This is a genomic window from Phenylobacterium montanum, assembly GCF_018135625.1.
Classification (GTDB): Bacteria; Pseudomonadota; Alphaproteobacteria; order Caulobacterales; family Caulobacteraceae; genus Poindextera; species Poindextera montana.
Genome location: NZ_CP073078.1, coordinates 5,170,119 through 5,184,574, shown reverse-complemented (window position 1 = coordinate 5,184,574; position 14,456 = coordinate 5,170,119). Strand labels below are relative to the sequence as shown.

Genomic DNA, 14,456 nt, shown 5'->3' with positions numbered 1-14,456 from the left:
GGCAGCTTTACGGGGCGGCCCGTGAAGGCATGATTAAGTACAAAGCGACCGGGCTGCGACGTTCTGGCGCGGCGGGTCCGCGAGACGCGGCCCGGATTTCAGCGCTCGTCCGGGCCCGCAGGCTTGGGCGGGCGCGAAGGCGACCGCAGGCCGCCGCGGACTCCATGCAGCCGGACGACCGGCGCGGGAGGCCGGGGCGGCGAACTGGGCGTAGGCGTAGCGGGCGGCCGCTCCGGCTGGCGGAAAGCCGCGCCCAGATGGAAACCCGAGACCTGGCGGGCCAGTTCGGCGGCTTCCTCGTCGAGCGCTGCGATGGCCCTGCGCGAGGTTTCCGAGGCCTCGGCGTCCTGGCGTTCGGACTTTTCGATCCGGGACAGCGCCTCGCCGACCCCCGCGACACCCTCGGCCTGCTCCTGTCCAGCCGCGTTCAGCGCCTCTACCAGAACCTCGACATCGGCGACGCGCTCCAGCACCCGCTTCAGCACCTCGCCGCTCTGGCCGACCAGGGCCGCGCCACGCCCAGCCTGGACGGCGCTCTCGGCCATCAAGGCCTTGATCTGGCCATTGGCCTCGGAGGCGCGCTGGGCGAGGGCCCGCACTTCCTGGGCGACCACGGCGAAGCCGCGGCCCGCCTCCCCCGCCCGCGCCGCTTCGACGCCGGCGTTCAAGGCCAGGAGATTGGTCTGGAAGGCGATCTGGTCGATCATCGCCACCACCTCGGCCACCTGCCGGCCGGAGCGCTCGATCTCGCCCATGGCGCCAACGGCCTGGCGCAGCACGGCGTCCCCGGCTTCGGCCTCGGTGCGCGCGGCGCCCACCGCCTCGATGGTCTGGCGGGTCCCGGCCGCCGACTGGCCAAGGGATTGCGACACCGCGCCGAGCCCGCCGACCGCAGCGTCCAGGCTTGCGGCTCGGCCCGCCTCGCGCCGGGCCTGCTCCTGGCCGGCCTGGGCGGCGTCGATGGCGTTGCGGCGGACCAACTCGGCGCCGCCCGCCAGACCCGAGATCACCTCGCGCAGCACGGCGACCAGGGCGCCGAAATCCTCCTTCAGCTGCTCGAAGCCGCCATCGAGCTCGCTCTTCAGCGTCACGGCGAGATCGCCATCCGCCAGGCGGTTCAGCGCGGCGCCCAGGGCCTCGACCACCCGTCGCCGCTGCGCCTCGCCCGCGGCCAGGGCGGCTTCGGCGGTCGCCAGCCGGGCCTCGAGCGCCTGCCTGAGTTCGCCGGAATCGGTGCGCCCCTGCTCGCGCTCGATCAGGCGATCCTTGAGGATCGACAGCGCCCGGGCGAGACGCCCGCTTTCGGCGCGGTCGGACAGGTGCGGGGTGTCGAAGCGGATGTCGTCGGTGGCCAGGCGCTCGGCCGCCTCAGCGAAGTCGTCGGCGCGACGGGTCAGCCCCCGGGCCACGCTCCGGCCGACCAGGCTCGCCAGGGCCAGGAGCGCAACCAGCGCCAGGGCTTCGGCGGCGAGCATGACCTGCAGGCGCAGCACGCGCTCCTCCAACTGGCGCGAAAGCTCGCCCTGCGTGGCGCGCCAGGCCGAATCCAGCTGGCGCTGGAGGGCGAAGCGCGCGCCGGTGACGGCGTTGGGGTCGCCGCCGAGCGCCACCGCCTGGCCGTGGGTCAGCAGATCACGGACCGCGCCGGCGAGCCCGGCGGCATGCGGGCGCAGGACGCTGTGGGCCACCCCGCTGGCGTCGCGATTCATGGCCATGTCCAGTTCGGCCTCGGCCTGGTCGCCGGCGGCCTGCAGATGGTCGAGGGCCACGGCCAGGCGCTGGGGCTGGTCGGGCGTGCGGATCTGGGCCGCCTCGGAAAGCTCGGTGGCGGCGTTCAGCAAGGTCGGCAGGCGCTGGGTCGCCACGGCCATCAGGTGGTAGCTGGCGAGGTCCGGGTCCAGGGTCAGGCGCGAGCCGTCGGCCACGTCTGCGACCAGGGCGGCCCCGGCGCGGAAGCGCGTATCGGTGGCGGTGGCCCGCATCATCGCAGCCGCCGCCTCGGAGGTGCCGAACTCGAGGTCGTAGGCCGGCTCCGAAGGGCCGAGATCGCGGTCCGTGGCGTTCATCGCCGGCCAGATCTGGGCGAGGTAGGCGGCGCCGCGCAGCTCGCGCTCGGCCTGATCCAGCTGGCGCCAGAGGCCCAGCCCCGCGAGCGCCCCGGCGATCAGCACGGGCGCGGCGAACAGTAGCGCGACGAGGCGCAAGCGCGCTCGGATCGACAGCCTGGCGTTGAGTTTGTCGCCCATGCCCGTTCGGTCATCCTGCGCCGTCCGCAGATCGCACGCCGCGCGGGTTTCGAGGGGCGCGACGACCTTCACGGCCGGCCATCATCACGCGCGGTTCTTGAGCGTGCTCGGAACTAAACCGTAGGCCGATTCCTTCAACGCGCTCAATCGATTGGCCGCTTACACGAATTGTCGCACCCCGCCCGATTCCGGGGGGTCGGTAAGGGTGGGGAAAGGACGGCCGCGTACGCCTCGTGCCATGCGATCTTGCGCCTTTCCATATCGGCGCGCCAGCCGGCGCCGGACCTCGCAGGAGGGCGTGCGATGCTGAAGGTGCTGGCTTGCATCAGCACGGGGCACGACTGGCGCCTGATCGTCCTGGCCGGCCTGGTCTGCCTGACCTCCGTGCGGATCACCTTCAATCTCTATGGCCGCGCGCCCGACAGCAACGGGGCGGCGCGGGCGGCCTGGCTAGGCCTGACCGGCCTCGTCACCGGGTCTGGGATCTGGGCGACCCACTTCATCGCCATGCTCGCCTTCCAGCCTGGGGGCCGCACGGGTTATGAGCCGGTTCTCACCCTCGCCTCGCTGCTGATCGCCGTTTTGGTATCGGCCGGCGGCCTGGCCGTCGCCACGACGACGCGACTGAAGCGGCGGCATGCGATCGGCGGCGCTTTGCTCGGCTTCGGCATAGGCCTGATGCACTATGCCGGCATGGCCGCGTTCGAGGTCCAGGGGCGCCTGCTCTGGGACTTTCGCTATGTAGCCGCCTCGGTTGCCGTGGGCGCCGGCTTCGGCGCCATGGCCCTGCTGGTCGCCCGGGACGGCAAGGCGGCCGGCCGCCAGCTCCCTGCCTCGCTGCTGCTGACCCTGGGCATCTGCGGCATGCACTTCACCGGCATGACCGCGGTTAGCATCCTGCCGGACCCGAGCGTGAAAGCGCCGACCTCCCTGATGTCGCACGACGCCATGGCCGTCACCGTTGCGGTCCTGGCCATTTCGGTGATCGCCCTGGTGCTGGGCGCCCTGGCCCTGGACGGGCGCAGCCGGCGTCAGGCTTTCGGCCATCTGCGCGACGCCATCGACGCCATGCCCGACGGCCTGGCCATCTATGACATCGCCGATCGCCTGGTCAGCTGGAACAGTCGCTACGCCGAACTGCTGGGCCAGCAGGACGGCGACCTCGTCGTGGGCATGAGCTATGCCGACCTGGTGGCCAGCGTGTCCCGCCGTCGCCCGCCCGCCGTGCCCGTGGGCGAAGAGGCCGTGTGGGCGAGCGCCGCCGTGGCCCTCAACCGCGTCGACGTCGGGGGTCGCGAACAGGAGTTTCGCGACGGCGGCTGGCTGCGCGTGCACCACCGGCCGACGCGCCAGGGCGGCGTGGTCTCGGTCTGCGTCGACATCACCAGCGCCAAGCACAACACCCGCGCCCTGGCCCGCGCCCGCGACGAGGCGCAGGCGGCCAACCTGGCCAAGAGTGAATTCCTGGCCAATATGAGCCACGAGATCCGTACGCCCATGAACGGCGTGATCGGCATGAACCAGCTTCTGCTGCGCAGCGGCCTCGACGAGCAACAACACAGCTTCGCCCAGGCGGTGCAAAAGTCCGCCGGCTCACTGCTGGCGATCATCGACGACATCCTGGACATCTCCAAGCTCGAGGCCGGCAAGGTCGAGCTGGAGGCGGTGGAGTTCTGCCTCGAAACCCTGGTCGAGGATGTGGTCGAGCTGCTATCGCCCAGGGCCGCCGAAAAGGGCCTGACCCTGGGGGCCTTCGTGGCCCCCCTCGCCCGCGGCAAGGTGCGGGGCGACCCGCTGCGCCTGCGCCAGATCCTGCTGAACCTGGTCTCCAACGCCATCAAGTTCACCCGCGACGGCGCCGTGACCGTCGAGGTCGGCGCCGTCCAGGCCCCGTCCGGCCGCCAACAGATCCGAATCGAGGTGCAGGACACCGGCATCGGAGTGGATCACGCCTCGAAACAGAAACTGTTCCAGAAGTTCCAGCAGGCCGACGGCTCGATCACGCGTCAGTACGGCGGCACCGGCCTGGGCCTGTCGATCAGTCGCGAGTTGGTCGAGCTGATGGGCGGCGCGATCGGCGTGGCCGACCGTCCCGGCGGCGGTGCGATCTTCTGGTTCGAGGTGGAGCTTTGCCAGGTAGGCGCTCCCATGCGGGCGGACGAGCCTCTCGCCGGCCTGCGCATCCTGCTGCTGGACGATCAACCCTTGCGGCGCGCGCTGCAGGTCCGGCGGCTCGCGGCGGAAGGCGCGGTGGTGTCCGAAGCCGAAGCCGGCCGCGACGCCCTGGCGCTGGCGGAGCGGGCCGAACACGAAGGCGCGCCCTTCGACCTGGTCATCAGCGATCACCGGGCGCCTGAAGCGACCGACTGCGGCCTCGCCGAACCGTTCATGAACCTGAATGACGGCGATCCGCCGAAGCTGGTCGTGTTCGACGACCTGGAGGCGCCGCTCGCCGCCTGCGAGACCCCGATCGACTATCGGCGGCTGACCAATCCCGTGCGCCGCCAAGCCCTGGTCGAGGCCCTGACCGGCCTGGCCAGGCCGCGAGGCGGCGAACTCACCGCGGCCGAAACGCCGGCCCCGGCGCCGATGCGCGCGCCGGGCGAGACAGGGCGCATCCTCCTGGCCGAGGACAACGAGATCAACACCCTGCTGGCGACGACCCTGCTGAGACAGGTCGGCTTCGAGGTGCGGACGGTGCCGAACGGGGCGGAGGCGGTGACGGCCGCCGCGCACCAGAGCTTCGACCTGATCCTGATGGACCTGCAGATGCCGGTCATGGATGGGCTGCAGGCCACGCGCCTGATCCGCGCCTCGGGCTCTCAGGTTCCGATCGTGGCCATGACCGCCAACGTCATGGACCGCGACCGCGAGGCTTGCCTGGCCGCGGGCATGGACGATTTCGTCTCCAAGCCAATCGACGCGAGCGCCTTCCTGCGCACCGTGGCCCGCCGGCTGGCGAACAGCGAGCAAAACGAAGGGGCGCCAAAGCGCCCCGAGCCGGTCACGACATAGATCGCCGCGCAATGCGCGGAGGCCGCTTCGCCCACCCTCAGCTGGTCAGCACCCGCCAGACCAGCGCCATCATCACCGCGCTGATCCCAAGCGAAATCAGGGCCACGGTCGTGCTGGCGGCTTCGAAGCGCAACGAGGCGACACATTCCTCCGGGGTCGGAAGACGGCGCCTGAGACCTGTCGTTTCCATGCGGCCTCCCATCTGGGGGTTTGGCTCGTTTCTATGGGGGAAAGCTTATCCGGATCCCCCGGTCCGTCAAGGCTGAGCCCGGGCGTTCACCGCCCCTTGAACGCAGGCTTACGCTTTTCGACGAAGGCGGCCATGCCCTCCTTCTGGTCCTCGAAGGCGAACAGGGAGTGGAACAGGCGGCGCTCGAGCATAACCCCTTGCGAAAGCGGGGTTTCGTAGGCGGCGTTCACCATTTCCTTGGTCAGCTTGACGGCGTTGGGCGACAGAGAGGCGATCTTCTTCGCCGCAGCCATCGCCGTGTCGATCAGTTCGGCCACCGGCACCACCCGGCTGACCAAGCCGCAGCGCTCGGCCTCGGCCGCGTCCATGAAGCGGGCGGTCAGGATCATGTCCATGGCCTTGGACTTGCCGATGAAGCGGGTCAGGCGCTGGGTGCCGCCGGCGCCCGGCGAGACGCCGAGATTGATCTCCGGCTGGCCGAACTTGGCGTTGTCGGCGGCGATGATGAAGTCGCACATCATGGCCATCTCGCAGCCGCCGCCCAGGGCGAAACCGGCCACCGCCGCGATCACCGGCTTGCGGCAGCGCGTGACCCGCTCCCAGTTGCGGGTGATGAAGTCCTCGCCATAGACCTCGGCATAGGACTTGGAGGCCATCTCCTTGATGTCGGCGCCGGCGGCGAAGGCCTTTTCCGAGCCGGTGATGACCATGCAGCCGATCGCATCATCGGCCTCAGCCTCGTCGAGGGCGGCGGTGAGGTCGTTCATCAGCTGGTTGTTGAAGGCGTTCAGCGCCTCGGGCCGGTTCAGCCGGATCAGGCGCACGCCGTCGTGGGTCTCGGTCAGCAGGGTCTCGTAGGCCATGGGGAGGATCCTTCGGGCGTCTTTTGGGGGCGTGTTGGTTCAGTTGAGGGCGTCGAGCTGGCCGCGCAGCATCTGGATTACCGCCGAGAAGTCCTTGCCGCCATGGCCCAGGCGCTCGAACAAGGCGTAGAGGGCCTCGGCCTGGGCGCCGAGCGGGGTGGCGGCGCCGGCTTTGGCGGCGGCGTCCTGGGCGAGCTTCAGGTCCTTGAGCATCATCGCCGTGGCGAAGCCGCCGGCATAGCCGCGGTTGGAGGGGGCGGCCGGCACGGGGCCGGGAACCGGGCAATAGCTGGTGATCGACCAGCACTGGCCGGAGGACTTCGAAGCGATCTCGAAGAAGCGATCGGCCTCCAGGCCCAGCTTCTCCGCCAGGGCGAAGGCCTCGCAGGTCCCCAGCATGGAGATGCCGAGCAGCATGTTGTTGCAGATCTTGGCCGCCTGGCCGGCGCCGCTGGAGCCGGCGTGGATCACCACCCGCGCCATGGGCTGAAGCGCCGCCTCGACCACTGCGAAATCGGCCGCCTCGCAGCCGACCATGAAGGCCAGGGTCCCGGCGTCGGCCGCGGCCGTGCCGCCGGAGACCGGGGCGTCGGCGAAGCGGAAGCCGGCCTCGGCGGCCTGCTTGGCCACGGCGCGGGCGCTTTCGACGTCGATGGTCGAGCAGTCGATCAGCAGCGCGCTCTTGGGCGCGTGGGGCAGGACGTGGTCGCCGTAGACGGCGCGGACGTGGGCGCCGGCGGGCAACATGGTGATCACCACCTCGGCGTCCTTGACCGCCTCGGCCACAGAGCCGGCGGCGCGGCAGCCGTGCTCGACGGCGCGGGCCACTGCGGCCTCGGACAGGTCGAAGGCCGCAACCTGATGCTGGGCCTTGGCCTGGTTGGCGGCCATGCCCCCGCCCATATTGCCAAGGCCGATGAAGGCGATGCGGGTCATGCTTGCAACTCCGGAAGCGGGGTCCATTCCTCGCCCGGCGGCAGGGGCGCGAAGATCTCGTCCAGCTGGGCCTCGGTGACGCCTTCCAGCGTGTCCGGGCGCCAGCGGGGACTGTTGTCCTTGTCGACGATCACCGCGCGCACGCCTTCGATGAAGTCGTGCTTCTGCACCACCCGGGCGCCGATGCGGTACTCCATGGCCATGTTGTCGGCGAAGTCGGTCATGGCCGCGCCCAGGGCCAGCTGGCGGAAGGCGACCTTCATGGTCTGGGGCGATTTGGTGTTCAGCGTCTTCAGCTGGGCGGTCGCCCATTCGCCACCGTCAGCCTCAAGGGCGGCGAAGATCGCCTCGACCGAGGGGCCGGCGAACAGGCGGTCGATCTCGGCGCGGTGGGCGGCGACCGGCGCCGGGTCGGGGTTGGCGGTGAACTGCGGCAGGACGGTTTCGATGGCGTCGACCGCCTCGCCGTCCGCCAGGGCCTCGACCAGGGCCTGCTTCAGGGCTTCGATATTGGCGCTGAGGGCGTAGTGGGTGGCGACGCCCAGCGCCAGACAGTCGGCCGCCTTGATCCGCGCGCCAGTCAAGGCCAGCCACAGGCCCGCCTTGCCGGGCTTGCGCGGCAGGTACCAGCCGCCGCCGACATCCGGGAACAGCCCAATGCCAGTCTCGGGCATGGCGTAGGTGGTCCGCTCGGTGGCGATGCGGTAGCGCGCCGGCATCGAAAGGCCCACGCCGCCGCCCATGGTCACGCCGTCCATGATGGCCACGACCGGCTTGGGATAGCCGAACAGCAGGTGGTTCAGGCGGTATTCGGCATGGAAGAACTCGCGCGCGGCCCGGCCGTCGCCCGCCCCGCTCTCGGCCAGCATGCGAATGTCGCCGCCGGCGCAGAAGCCGCGTTCGCCGGCGTGGTCGAGCAGGATGGCCTTCACTGCCGGGTTGCCGCGCCAGTCCAAGAGCGCAGCCGTGATCAGGCGGCACATGTTGGTGGTCAGGGCGTGCAGGGCGGCGGGGCGGTTGAGGGTGACGCGGCCAACGCCGCCCTCGATACGGGTCAGGACTTCGGCCTCGCTCATCGGCGGAACATCTCCCGCGCGATGATCACGCGCATGATCTCGTTGGTGCCTTCCAGGATCTGGTGGACACGCAGGTCGCGGACGATCCGCTCCAGCGGATAGTCCTTCAGGTAGCCGTAGCCGCCGTGCAGCTGCAGGGCCTGGTTGGCGACCTCGAAGCCGGCGTCGGTGGCGAAGCGCTTGGCCATGGCGCAGAACTGGGTGGCGTCGGGGTGCTTGGCGTCGAGGGCCGCGGCGCCCCGGCGAACCATCAGCCGGGCGGCCTCCAGCTCGGTGGCCATGTCGGCCAGGCGGAACTGCAGGGCCTGGAACTCGCGCAGCGGCCGGCCGAACTGGTGGCGGGTCTCCAGGTGGCTCTTGGCGCAGTCCAGCGCCAGCGCCGCGCCGCCCAGGGAGCAGGAGGCGATGTTGAGGCGCCCGCCGTCGAGGCCGGCCATGGCGAACTTGAAGCCGTCGCCCTCCTCGCCGACCCGGTTCTCGATCGGCACCCGGCAGTTGTCGAAATTGACCACCGCGGTCGGCTGGCTCTTCCAGCCCATCTTCTTCTCGTTGGCGCCGAAGGAGAGGCCCGGGGTCCCCTTCTCCACCACCAGGGTCGAGACCCCGCGCGGGCCGGACTCGCCGGTGCGGACCATCACCACATAGACGTCCGAGACCCCGGCGCCGGAAATGAACGCCTTGGAGCCGTTCAGGACGTAGTGGTCGCCGTCGCGCTTGGCGGTGGTTCTGAGGCCTGCCGCGTCCGAGCCCGAGCCCGGCTCGGTCAGGCAGTAGGAGGCGATCAGCTCCATTGTGGTCAGGCGCGGCAGGTAGCGCTGGCGCAACTCGTCCGAGCCGAACCGGTCGATCATCCACGACGCCATGTTGTGGATCGAGATATAGGCCGCGGTGGAGACGTCGCCGTAGGACAGGGCCTCGAAGATCAGCGAGGCGTCGAGACGCGTCAGGCCAGAGCCGCCCACGTCCTCGCGCACATAGATGCCGGCGAAACCCAGCTCGGCCGCCTTGCGCAGGGTGTCGACGGGGAAGAAGGACTCCTCGTCCCAGCGGGCCGAATGCGGGGCGAGTTCCGCAGTCGCGAACGCGCGGGCCGCGTCCTGGATCGCGCGCTGGTCTTCATTCAGGTCAAAGCTCATGCGACCTCCATGCCGCAGTCGGGACGGCGACGAGGGGCTATCCCTCATCGCCGCAACGGCATCCTACCCCCTATTTCATCGTCGGGATGACGAAGGCCGAGTCCTCGGTCATGCCTTCGGGCCAGCGGGCGGTGATGGTCTTGACCTTGGTGTAGAATTTGACCCCCTCCATGCCGTGCTGGTTGGTGTCGCCGAAGGCCGAGCGCTTCCAGCCGCCGAAGGTGTGGTAGGCCACCGGCACCGGGATCGGCACGTTGATGCCGACCATGCCGACGTCGACGCGGGACGCGAACTCGCGCGCGGCGCGACCGTTACGGGTGAAGATGGCGACGCCGTTGCCGTACTGGTGCTTGGAGGGCAGGCTCAGCGCCTCCTCGAAGCTGTCGGCGCGGACGATCTGCAGCACCGGACCGAAGATCTCGTCCTGATAGGACTTCATCTCGGGCTTGACGTGGTCGAACAGGGTCGGGGCCAGGAAGTAGCCGTTCTCATAGCCCTGCAGCGCGAATTCGCGGCCGTCGACCACCAGCTCGGCGCCCTCGTCGACGCCCATCTGGATGTAGTCCTTGATCCGCTGCTTGTGGGCGGCGCTGACCACCGGTCCGTACTGGGCCGAGGCGTCGGTGGAGATGCCGACCTTCAGCTTGTCGATCTCGCCCAGCAGGCGCTCGCGCACAGCCTCGGCGGTCTTGGTCCCCACGGGGGTGACCACCGGCAGGGCCATGCAGCGCTCGCCGGCCGAGCCGTAGGCGGCGCCGATGATATCCTTGACCGCCTGGTCGAGGTCGGCGTCGGGCAGGATGATGCCGTGGTTCTTGGCCCCGCCCATGGCCTGGACCCGCTTACCGTTGGCGGCGCCGGTGGCGTAGACGTACTGGGCGATGTCGGAAGAGCCGACGAAGCTGACCGCCTTGATCGCCGGGTGGTGCAGGATGGCGTCGACCGCGACCTTGTCGCCGTGGACGACGTTCAGGACGCCCGCGGGAGCGCCAGCCTCCATCATCAGCTCGCCCAGGCGCACCGGCACGGAAGGGTCGCGCTCGGAGGGCTTTAGGATGAAGGTGTTGCCGACGGCGATGGCCACGCCGAACATCCACATCGGGATCATGGCCGGGAAGTTGAACGGGGTGATGCCGGCCACGACGCCCAGGGGCTGGCGGACGGAATAGACGTCGATGCCCGGGCCGGCGCCTTCGGTATATTCACCCTTCAGCGCATGGGGGATGCCGCAGGCGAACTCGATCACCTCCAGGCCGCGCTGGATATCGCCCTTGGAGTCGGCGATCACCTTGCCGTGCTCGGACGAGAGCAGTTCGGCTAGTTCGTCCATGCGCGCTTCCACCAGGCGCTTGAACTCGAACATCACGCGGGCGCGGCGCTGCGGGTTCATGGCCGCCCAGATCGGCTGGGCGGTCAGGGCCGATTTGACGGCCCGGTCCATGTCGGCCTCGCTGGAAAGGCCGACCCGCGCCTGCACCTCGCCGGTGTTGGGGTTGTAGACGTCGCCGAACCGGCCGGAGGTGGATTCGGAGGCCTGGCCGTTCACGAAGTTGGCGATCTGACGCATGGGATGTCCTCGGGGAGTTATGGGCGCGGGGTAGCACTCGAAGCCGGGGCCGGCTATTGCATAATTGCGGGATAGGCTACGCAGATTTGCAGATCCATCCTTCCCGCTCACCCCGGCGAATGCCGGGGCCCAGATCATAGGGCACTGGAGGCTCGAGGCTCATCCCCCTTCGACCTCTCCATACGATCTGGGTCCCGGCGTTCGCCGGGATGAGCGGTGGAGGGGGCGGAGGAGCCACTTGTACGATTGGGACGATCTCAAAGTGTTCGTCGCCGCGGCCCGGGCCGGGTCGCAGACCGGGGCGGCGCGGCGGCTGGGCATAGATGCGGCCACGGTGGGGCGGCGGGTGGCGCGGCTGGAGAGTTCGCTGCGCTCGACCCTGTTCATCCGCTCGGCCCAGGGACTGGAGCTGACCGCCTCGGGCGCGCGGCTGTTCGAGATCGGGCTGAACGCCGAGGCGGCGATGGCGGCGGTGGCCCAGGTCGGCGAGAGCGACGTGGTCGGCGGCACGGTGCGGATCAGCGTCGCGGAAGGCTTCGGCACCGCGGTCCTGGCCCCCGCCCTGCCCGCCTTCCATCGCCTGAGGCCCAATGTGCGGATCGAGCTGGCGGCCCACGCCGGCTTTCTCTCGCCCACCCGGCGCGAGGTGGACATGGCCATCACCCTGGACACGCCCACGGACCCGCGCCTGTTCATCGAACCCCTGACCGACTACCAGCTCGCCCTCTATGCCGCGCCGGACTACCTGAAGCGCGCCGGGACGCCGGAGCAGATCGCCGACCTGCACCGCTTCGACCTGGTGGGCTATGTCGACGACCTGATCTTTGCCGCGGCGCTGAAATACCTGGAGGAGTTGGACCCGGACCTGCGCCCCACCCTCTCCTCCTCCTCGATCCGCGCCCAGCAGCAGATCATCACCGCCGGCGGCGGGGTGGGCGTCCTGCCCTGCTTCATGGCCGAGGGCCTGACGCGGGTGCTGGACGACCAGGTGCTGCTGACCCGGCGTTTCTGGATGAGCGCCCACCGCGAGCTTTCCAACACCGCGCGGCTGAAGACCCTGAGGGACTGGATGAAGGGGCTGGTGGTGGAGCAGCGGAGACTGCTGTCGCCCTACTGAGCCCCTTGCATCCGCCTCGGCAATCAGGTGAAGCCTGATCACAAGACCAGAGGAACCGCCTTGACCGCCGTCGCCGCCGAGACCGAAGCGCCCGTCAACCAGGTGATGGTCACCGTCTCGGTGATGCTGGCGACGATCATGACGGCGCTGGACATGACCATCGCCAATGTCGCCCTGCCGCACATGGCCGGAACGGTAGGGGCGTCGGCGGACCAGATCACCTGGGTCCTGACCAGCTATATCGTGGCCTCGGCGATCATGACCCCGATGAGCGGCTGGCTGGCCGGGCGGCTGGGGCGCAAGCAGGTGTTCGTCTGGTCGATCATCGGCTTCACGGTCGCCTCGGCCCTGTGCGGCGCGGCCCAGAGCCTGGAGCAGATCGTGCTGTTCCGCATCCTGCAGGGGGCGTTCGGCGCGGCCATGGGGCCGCTGTCCCAGGCGGTGATGCTCGACACCTTTCCCGGCGCTCAGCGCGGCCCCGCCATGGCCATCTGGGGCGTCGGCGTGATGGTGGCGCCGATCGTCGGGCCGGTTTTGGGCGGCTGGCTGACCGACGACTTCTCCTGGCGCTGGGTGTTCTACATCAACCTGCCGATCGGGGTGCTGTGCCTGATGGGGGTGATGGGCTTCATCCACGACACCGATCAGCCGCGGAAGATCCGCTTCGACGTGGTCGGCTTCTCCCTCCTGTCCGTGTTCCTGGGCGGCTTGCAGCTTTTTCTAGACCGCGGCCAGAACAACGACTGGTTCAACTCGGTGGAGACGCAGATCGAGTTCACCGCGTCGATGCTGGCCCTGGTGCTGTTCACCATCCACACCCTGCTGTTCGACCGGCCGTTCCTGCCGCGGGCCCTGTTCAAGGACGCCAACCTGATGACCGCCTCGGGCATGAGCCTGGTGGTGGGGATGCTGGTGTTCTCGGTCCTGGCCTTGCTTCCGCCGATGGCCGAGACCCTGCTGGGCTATCCGGTGGTGACCACGGGCCTGGTCATGGCGCCGCGGGGCCTGGGCGGGCTGGTCTCGATGCTGATGGTGGGGCAGTTGGTCAACCGGTTCGACGCGCGGCTGCTGATCGCCACCGGCTTCGCCTTCTTCTGCGCCTCGTTCTTCATGATGAGCCACTTCTCGCTGCAGATGAACGCCTACGCCATCGCCATGACCGGCCTGATCCAGGGCCTGGGCACGGGGCTGGTGTTCATGCCGATGACGGTGCTGGCCTTCGCCACCCTGAACCCGGCCTTGCGCGCCGACGCGGCCGGCGCCTTCGCCCTGGTGCGCAACCTGGGCCAGAGCGTCGGGGTCTCGATCATGCAGGCCCTGTTCGTCAGGAATTCCGACGCGGTGCACGCGCGCCTGACCGAGGCGGTGCGCACCGACAACCCCTTGATGCAGCCGCCCTATCTGCAGGCGCCCCTGACCACCCCGCTCGGTCTTGCGGCGATGGAGGGCGAGGTCAGCCGCCAGGCGGCCATGGTCGCCTATATCGACGTGTTCCGCATGATGTTCATCGCCACGGCGGTGCTGATCCCGATGGTGATGCTGCTCAGGAAGCCTTCGATGAGCGGGCCGATCGAGGTGGAGATTTCGGAATAGGCCGCGCCTCGCCGGGCCAGTTGCATTGCGCGCGTTTCGGCGGTGTGCTGCGAATGAGCTGACGCGGGGCGAGCCCCCAGATTCGATCGGCCGAAGGGGGCTAGGTGGGCGGCCTGCACTACAAACCGGGCGACGAGACCCTGCTCGCGGTAGTCATCGGCGCGGTCCTGGCGACCGCGGGCGGGTTCGTCTCCGCCCAGTTGGAGGGGGTCTTGCGCCGGCGCGAGCGGGAACGCGCCGCAGCCCTGCTGTTCGGCGAGATCCTCTCGATCCTGGAACTGATCACCAAACTGGCCAACGACGCGCGCGGCCGGGGCGAACCCTATGGGCCGTTCACGGTGCGGCTGATGCGGGCGGTGCGGCGCGAGGCCGAAACCTACGACCGCAATCGCGAGGCGCTGTACGACCTGCGCAACGCCGAGCTGCGGGGCAAGATCCACGCCCTGATGGTGCGACTGACCCTGGCCCTGGAGGGCTTCGCCGACACCGGCGCGCGGATCGCCCTCTTGGAGGACGAGGTCCGGACCATGGGCCCGGACCACCCCGCCCTGGCCGAAACCACTGCGCGGCTGGAAGCCCTGTTCGAGGGGCGCGAGTCCTCGTTCGACTTCGCTGTGGAGTGCGTCGGCCAGATCGGCCCCATCGTCACCCTCCTGCGCCCGCTGGCGAAGCAGGACTTCGGGATCTATGCGTCGGTGGCGCGGGGGTGAAGTCGGC

11 protein-coding genes are annotated in these 14,456 nt (G+C 69.6%); 4 read left to right on the top strand and 7 right to left on the bottom strand.

Annotated elements, in window-relative coordinates; all coding sequences use genetic code 11:
- Nucleotides 1-98: 98 nt before the first annotated feature.
- The gene (locus tag KCG34_RS23665; RefSeq protein WP_211938046.1) at nt 99-2,246 is read right to left on the bottom strand and encodes a methyl-accepting chemotaxis protein; all 2,148 of its coding nucleotides are present in this window, start codon (nt 2,244-2,246) and stop codon (nt 99-101) included.
- Nucleotides 2,247-2,549: 303 nt separating this feature from the next.
- Between KCG34_RS23665 and KCG34_RS23660 the strand changes: the two genes are divergently transcribed.
- The gene (locus KCG34_RS23660; protein ID WP_211938045.1) at nt 2,550-5,261 is read left to right on the top strand and encodes an MHYT domain-containing protein; all 2,712 of its coding nucleotides are present in this window, start codon (nt 2,550-2,552) and stop codon (nt 5,259-5,261) included.
- 37 nt (nt 5,262-5,298) lie between these two features.
- Here the strand turns inward: KCG34_RS23660 and KCG34_RS23655 are convergent, their stop codons facing one another.
- The 6 genes from KCG34_RS23655 to KCG34_RS23630 form a co-directional block, all read right to left on the bottom strand.
- A complete protein-coding gene (locus KCG34_RS23655) occupies nt 5,299-5,451 on the bottom strand; it encodes a hypothetical protein (RefSeq protein ID WP_211938044.1) in 153 nt (50 codons plus the stop codon).
- Nucleotides 5,452-5,537: 86 nt separating this feature from the next.
- Nucleotides 5,538-6,314 (bottom strand): enoyl-CoA hydratase, encoded by a 777-nt coding sequence (locus KCG34_RS23650; RefSeq protein WP_211938043.1) that lies wholly within the window; start codon nt 6,312-6,314, stop codon nt 5,538-5,540.
- A 39-nt stretch (nt 6,315-6,353) separates the two neighbouring features.
- Nucleotides 6,354-7,250 carry a 3-hydroxyisobutyrate dehydrogenase gene (gene mmsB, locus KCG34_RS23645; RefSeq protein ID WP_211938042.1) on the bottom strand — a complete coding sequence of 299 codons (897 nt, stop codon included), beginning with the start codon at nt 7,248-7,250 and terminating at the stop codon, nt 6,354-6,356.
- On the bottom strand, nt 7,247-8,326 hold the full coding sequence (locus KCG34_RS23640) for an enoyl-CoA hydratase/isomerase family protein (RefSeq protein ID WP_211938041.1): 1,080 nt from the start codon (nt 8,324-8,326) through the stop codon (nt 7,247-7,249). The genes mmsB and KCG34_RS23640 overlap by 4 nt, the downstream gene beginning before the upstream one ends.
- Nucleotides 8,323-9,510, bottom strand: a complete 1,188-nt coding sequence (locus tag KCG34_RS23635; RefSeq protein ID WP_249138136.1) for an isobutyryl-CoA dehydrogenase — start codon at nt 9,508-9,510, stop codon at nt 8,323-8,325. Before KCG34_RS23635 ends, KCG34_RS23640 begins: the two co-directional genes overlap by 4 nt.
- Before the next feature lie 22 nt (nt 9,511-9,532).
- Nucleotides 9,533-11,029, bottom strand: coding sequence for a CoA-acylating methylmalonate-semialdehyde dehydrogenase (locus tag KCG34_RS23630; RefSeq protein ID WP_211938039.1), 1,497 nt, complete (start codon nt 11,027-11,029; stop codon nt 9,533-9,535).
- Nucleotides 11,030-11,267: 238 nt separating this feature from the next.
- Here KCG34_RS23630 and KCG34_RS23625 point away from each other — a divergent pair, with 238 nt between their 5' ends.
- The 3 genes from KCG34_RS23625 to KCG34_RS23615 all read left to right on the top strand — a co-directional run bounded on the left by KCG34_RS23625 (nt 11,268) and on the right by KCG34_RS23615 (nt 14,449).
- Entirely contained in the window at nt 11,268-12,146 is an 879-nt protein-coding gene (locus tag KCG34_RS23625; RefSeq protein ID WP_211938038.1) for a LysR family transcriptional regulator, read from the top strand.
- Between the two features lie 60 nt (nt 12,147-12,206).
- Complete coding sequence (locus KCG34_RS23620; protein WP_249138135.1) at nt 12,207-13,739, top strand: DHA2 family efflux MFS transporter permease subunit; 1,533 nt, start codon at nt 12,207-12,209, stop codon at nt 13,737-13,739.
- A gap of 104 nt (nt 13,740-13,843) precedes the next feature.
- Nucleotides 13,844-14,449 (top strand): hypothetical protein, encoded by a 606-nt coding sequence (locus tag KCG34_RS23615; protein WP_211938037.1) that lies wholly within the window; start codon nt 13,844-13,846, stop codon nt 14,447-14,449.
- Nucleotides 14,450-14,456 lie beyond the last annotated feature (7 nt).

Coding starts and splice junctions, on each gene's coding strand:
- KCG34_RS23665 (WP_211938046.1), bottom strand. CDS start 2,246: ATGGGCGACAAACTCAACGCCAGGCTGTCGATCCGAGCGCGCTTGCGC.
- KCG34_RS23660 (WP_211938045.1), top strand. CDS start 2,550: ATGCTGAAGGTGCTGGCTTGCATCAGCACGGGGCACGACTGGCGCCTG.
- KCG34_RS23655 (WP_211938044.1), bottom strand. CDS start 5,451: ATGGAAACGACAGGTCTCAGGCGCCGTCTTCCGACCCCGGAGGAATGT.
- KCG34_RS23650 (WP_211938043.1), bottom strand. CDS start 6,314: ATGGCCTACGAGACCCTGCTGACCGAGACCCACGACGGCGTGCGCCTG.
- mmsB (WP_211938042.1), bottom strand. CDS start 7,250: ATGACCCGCATCGCCTTCATCGGCCTTGGCAATATGGGCGGGGGCATG.
- KCG34_RS23640 (WP_211938041.1), bottom strand. CDS start 8,326: ATGAGCGAGGCCGAAGTCCTGACCCGTATCGAGGGCGGCGTTGGCCGC.
- KCG34_RS23635 (WP_249138136.1), bottom strand. CDS start 9,510: ATGAGGGATAGCCCCTCGTCGCCGTCCCGACTGCGGCATGGAGGTCGC.
- KCG34_RS23630 (WP_211938039.1), bottom strand. CDS start 11,029: ATGCGTCAGATCGCCAACTTCGTGAACGGCCAGGCCTCCGAATCCACC.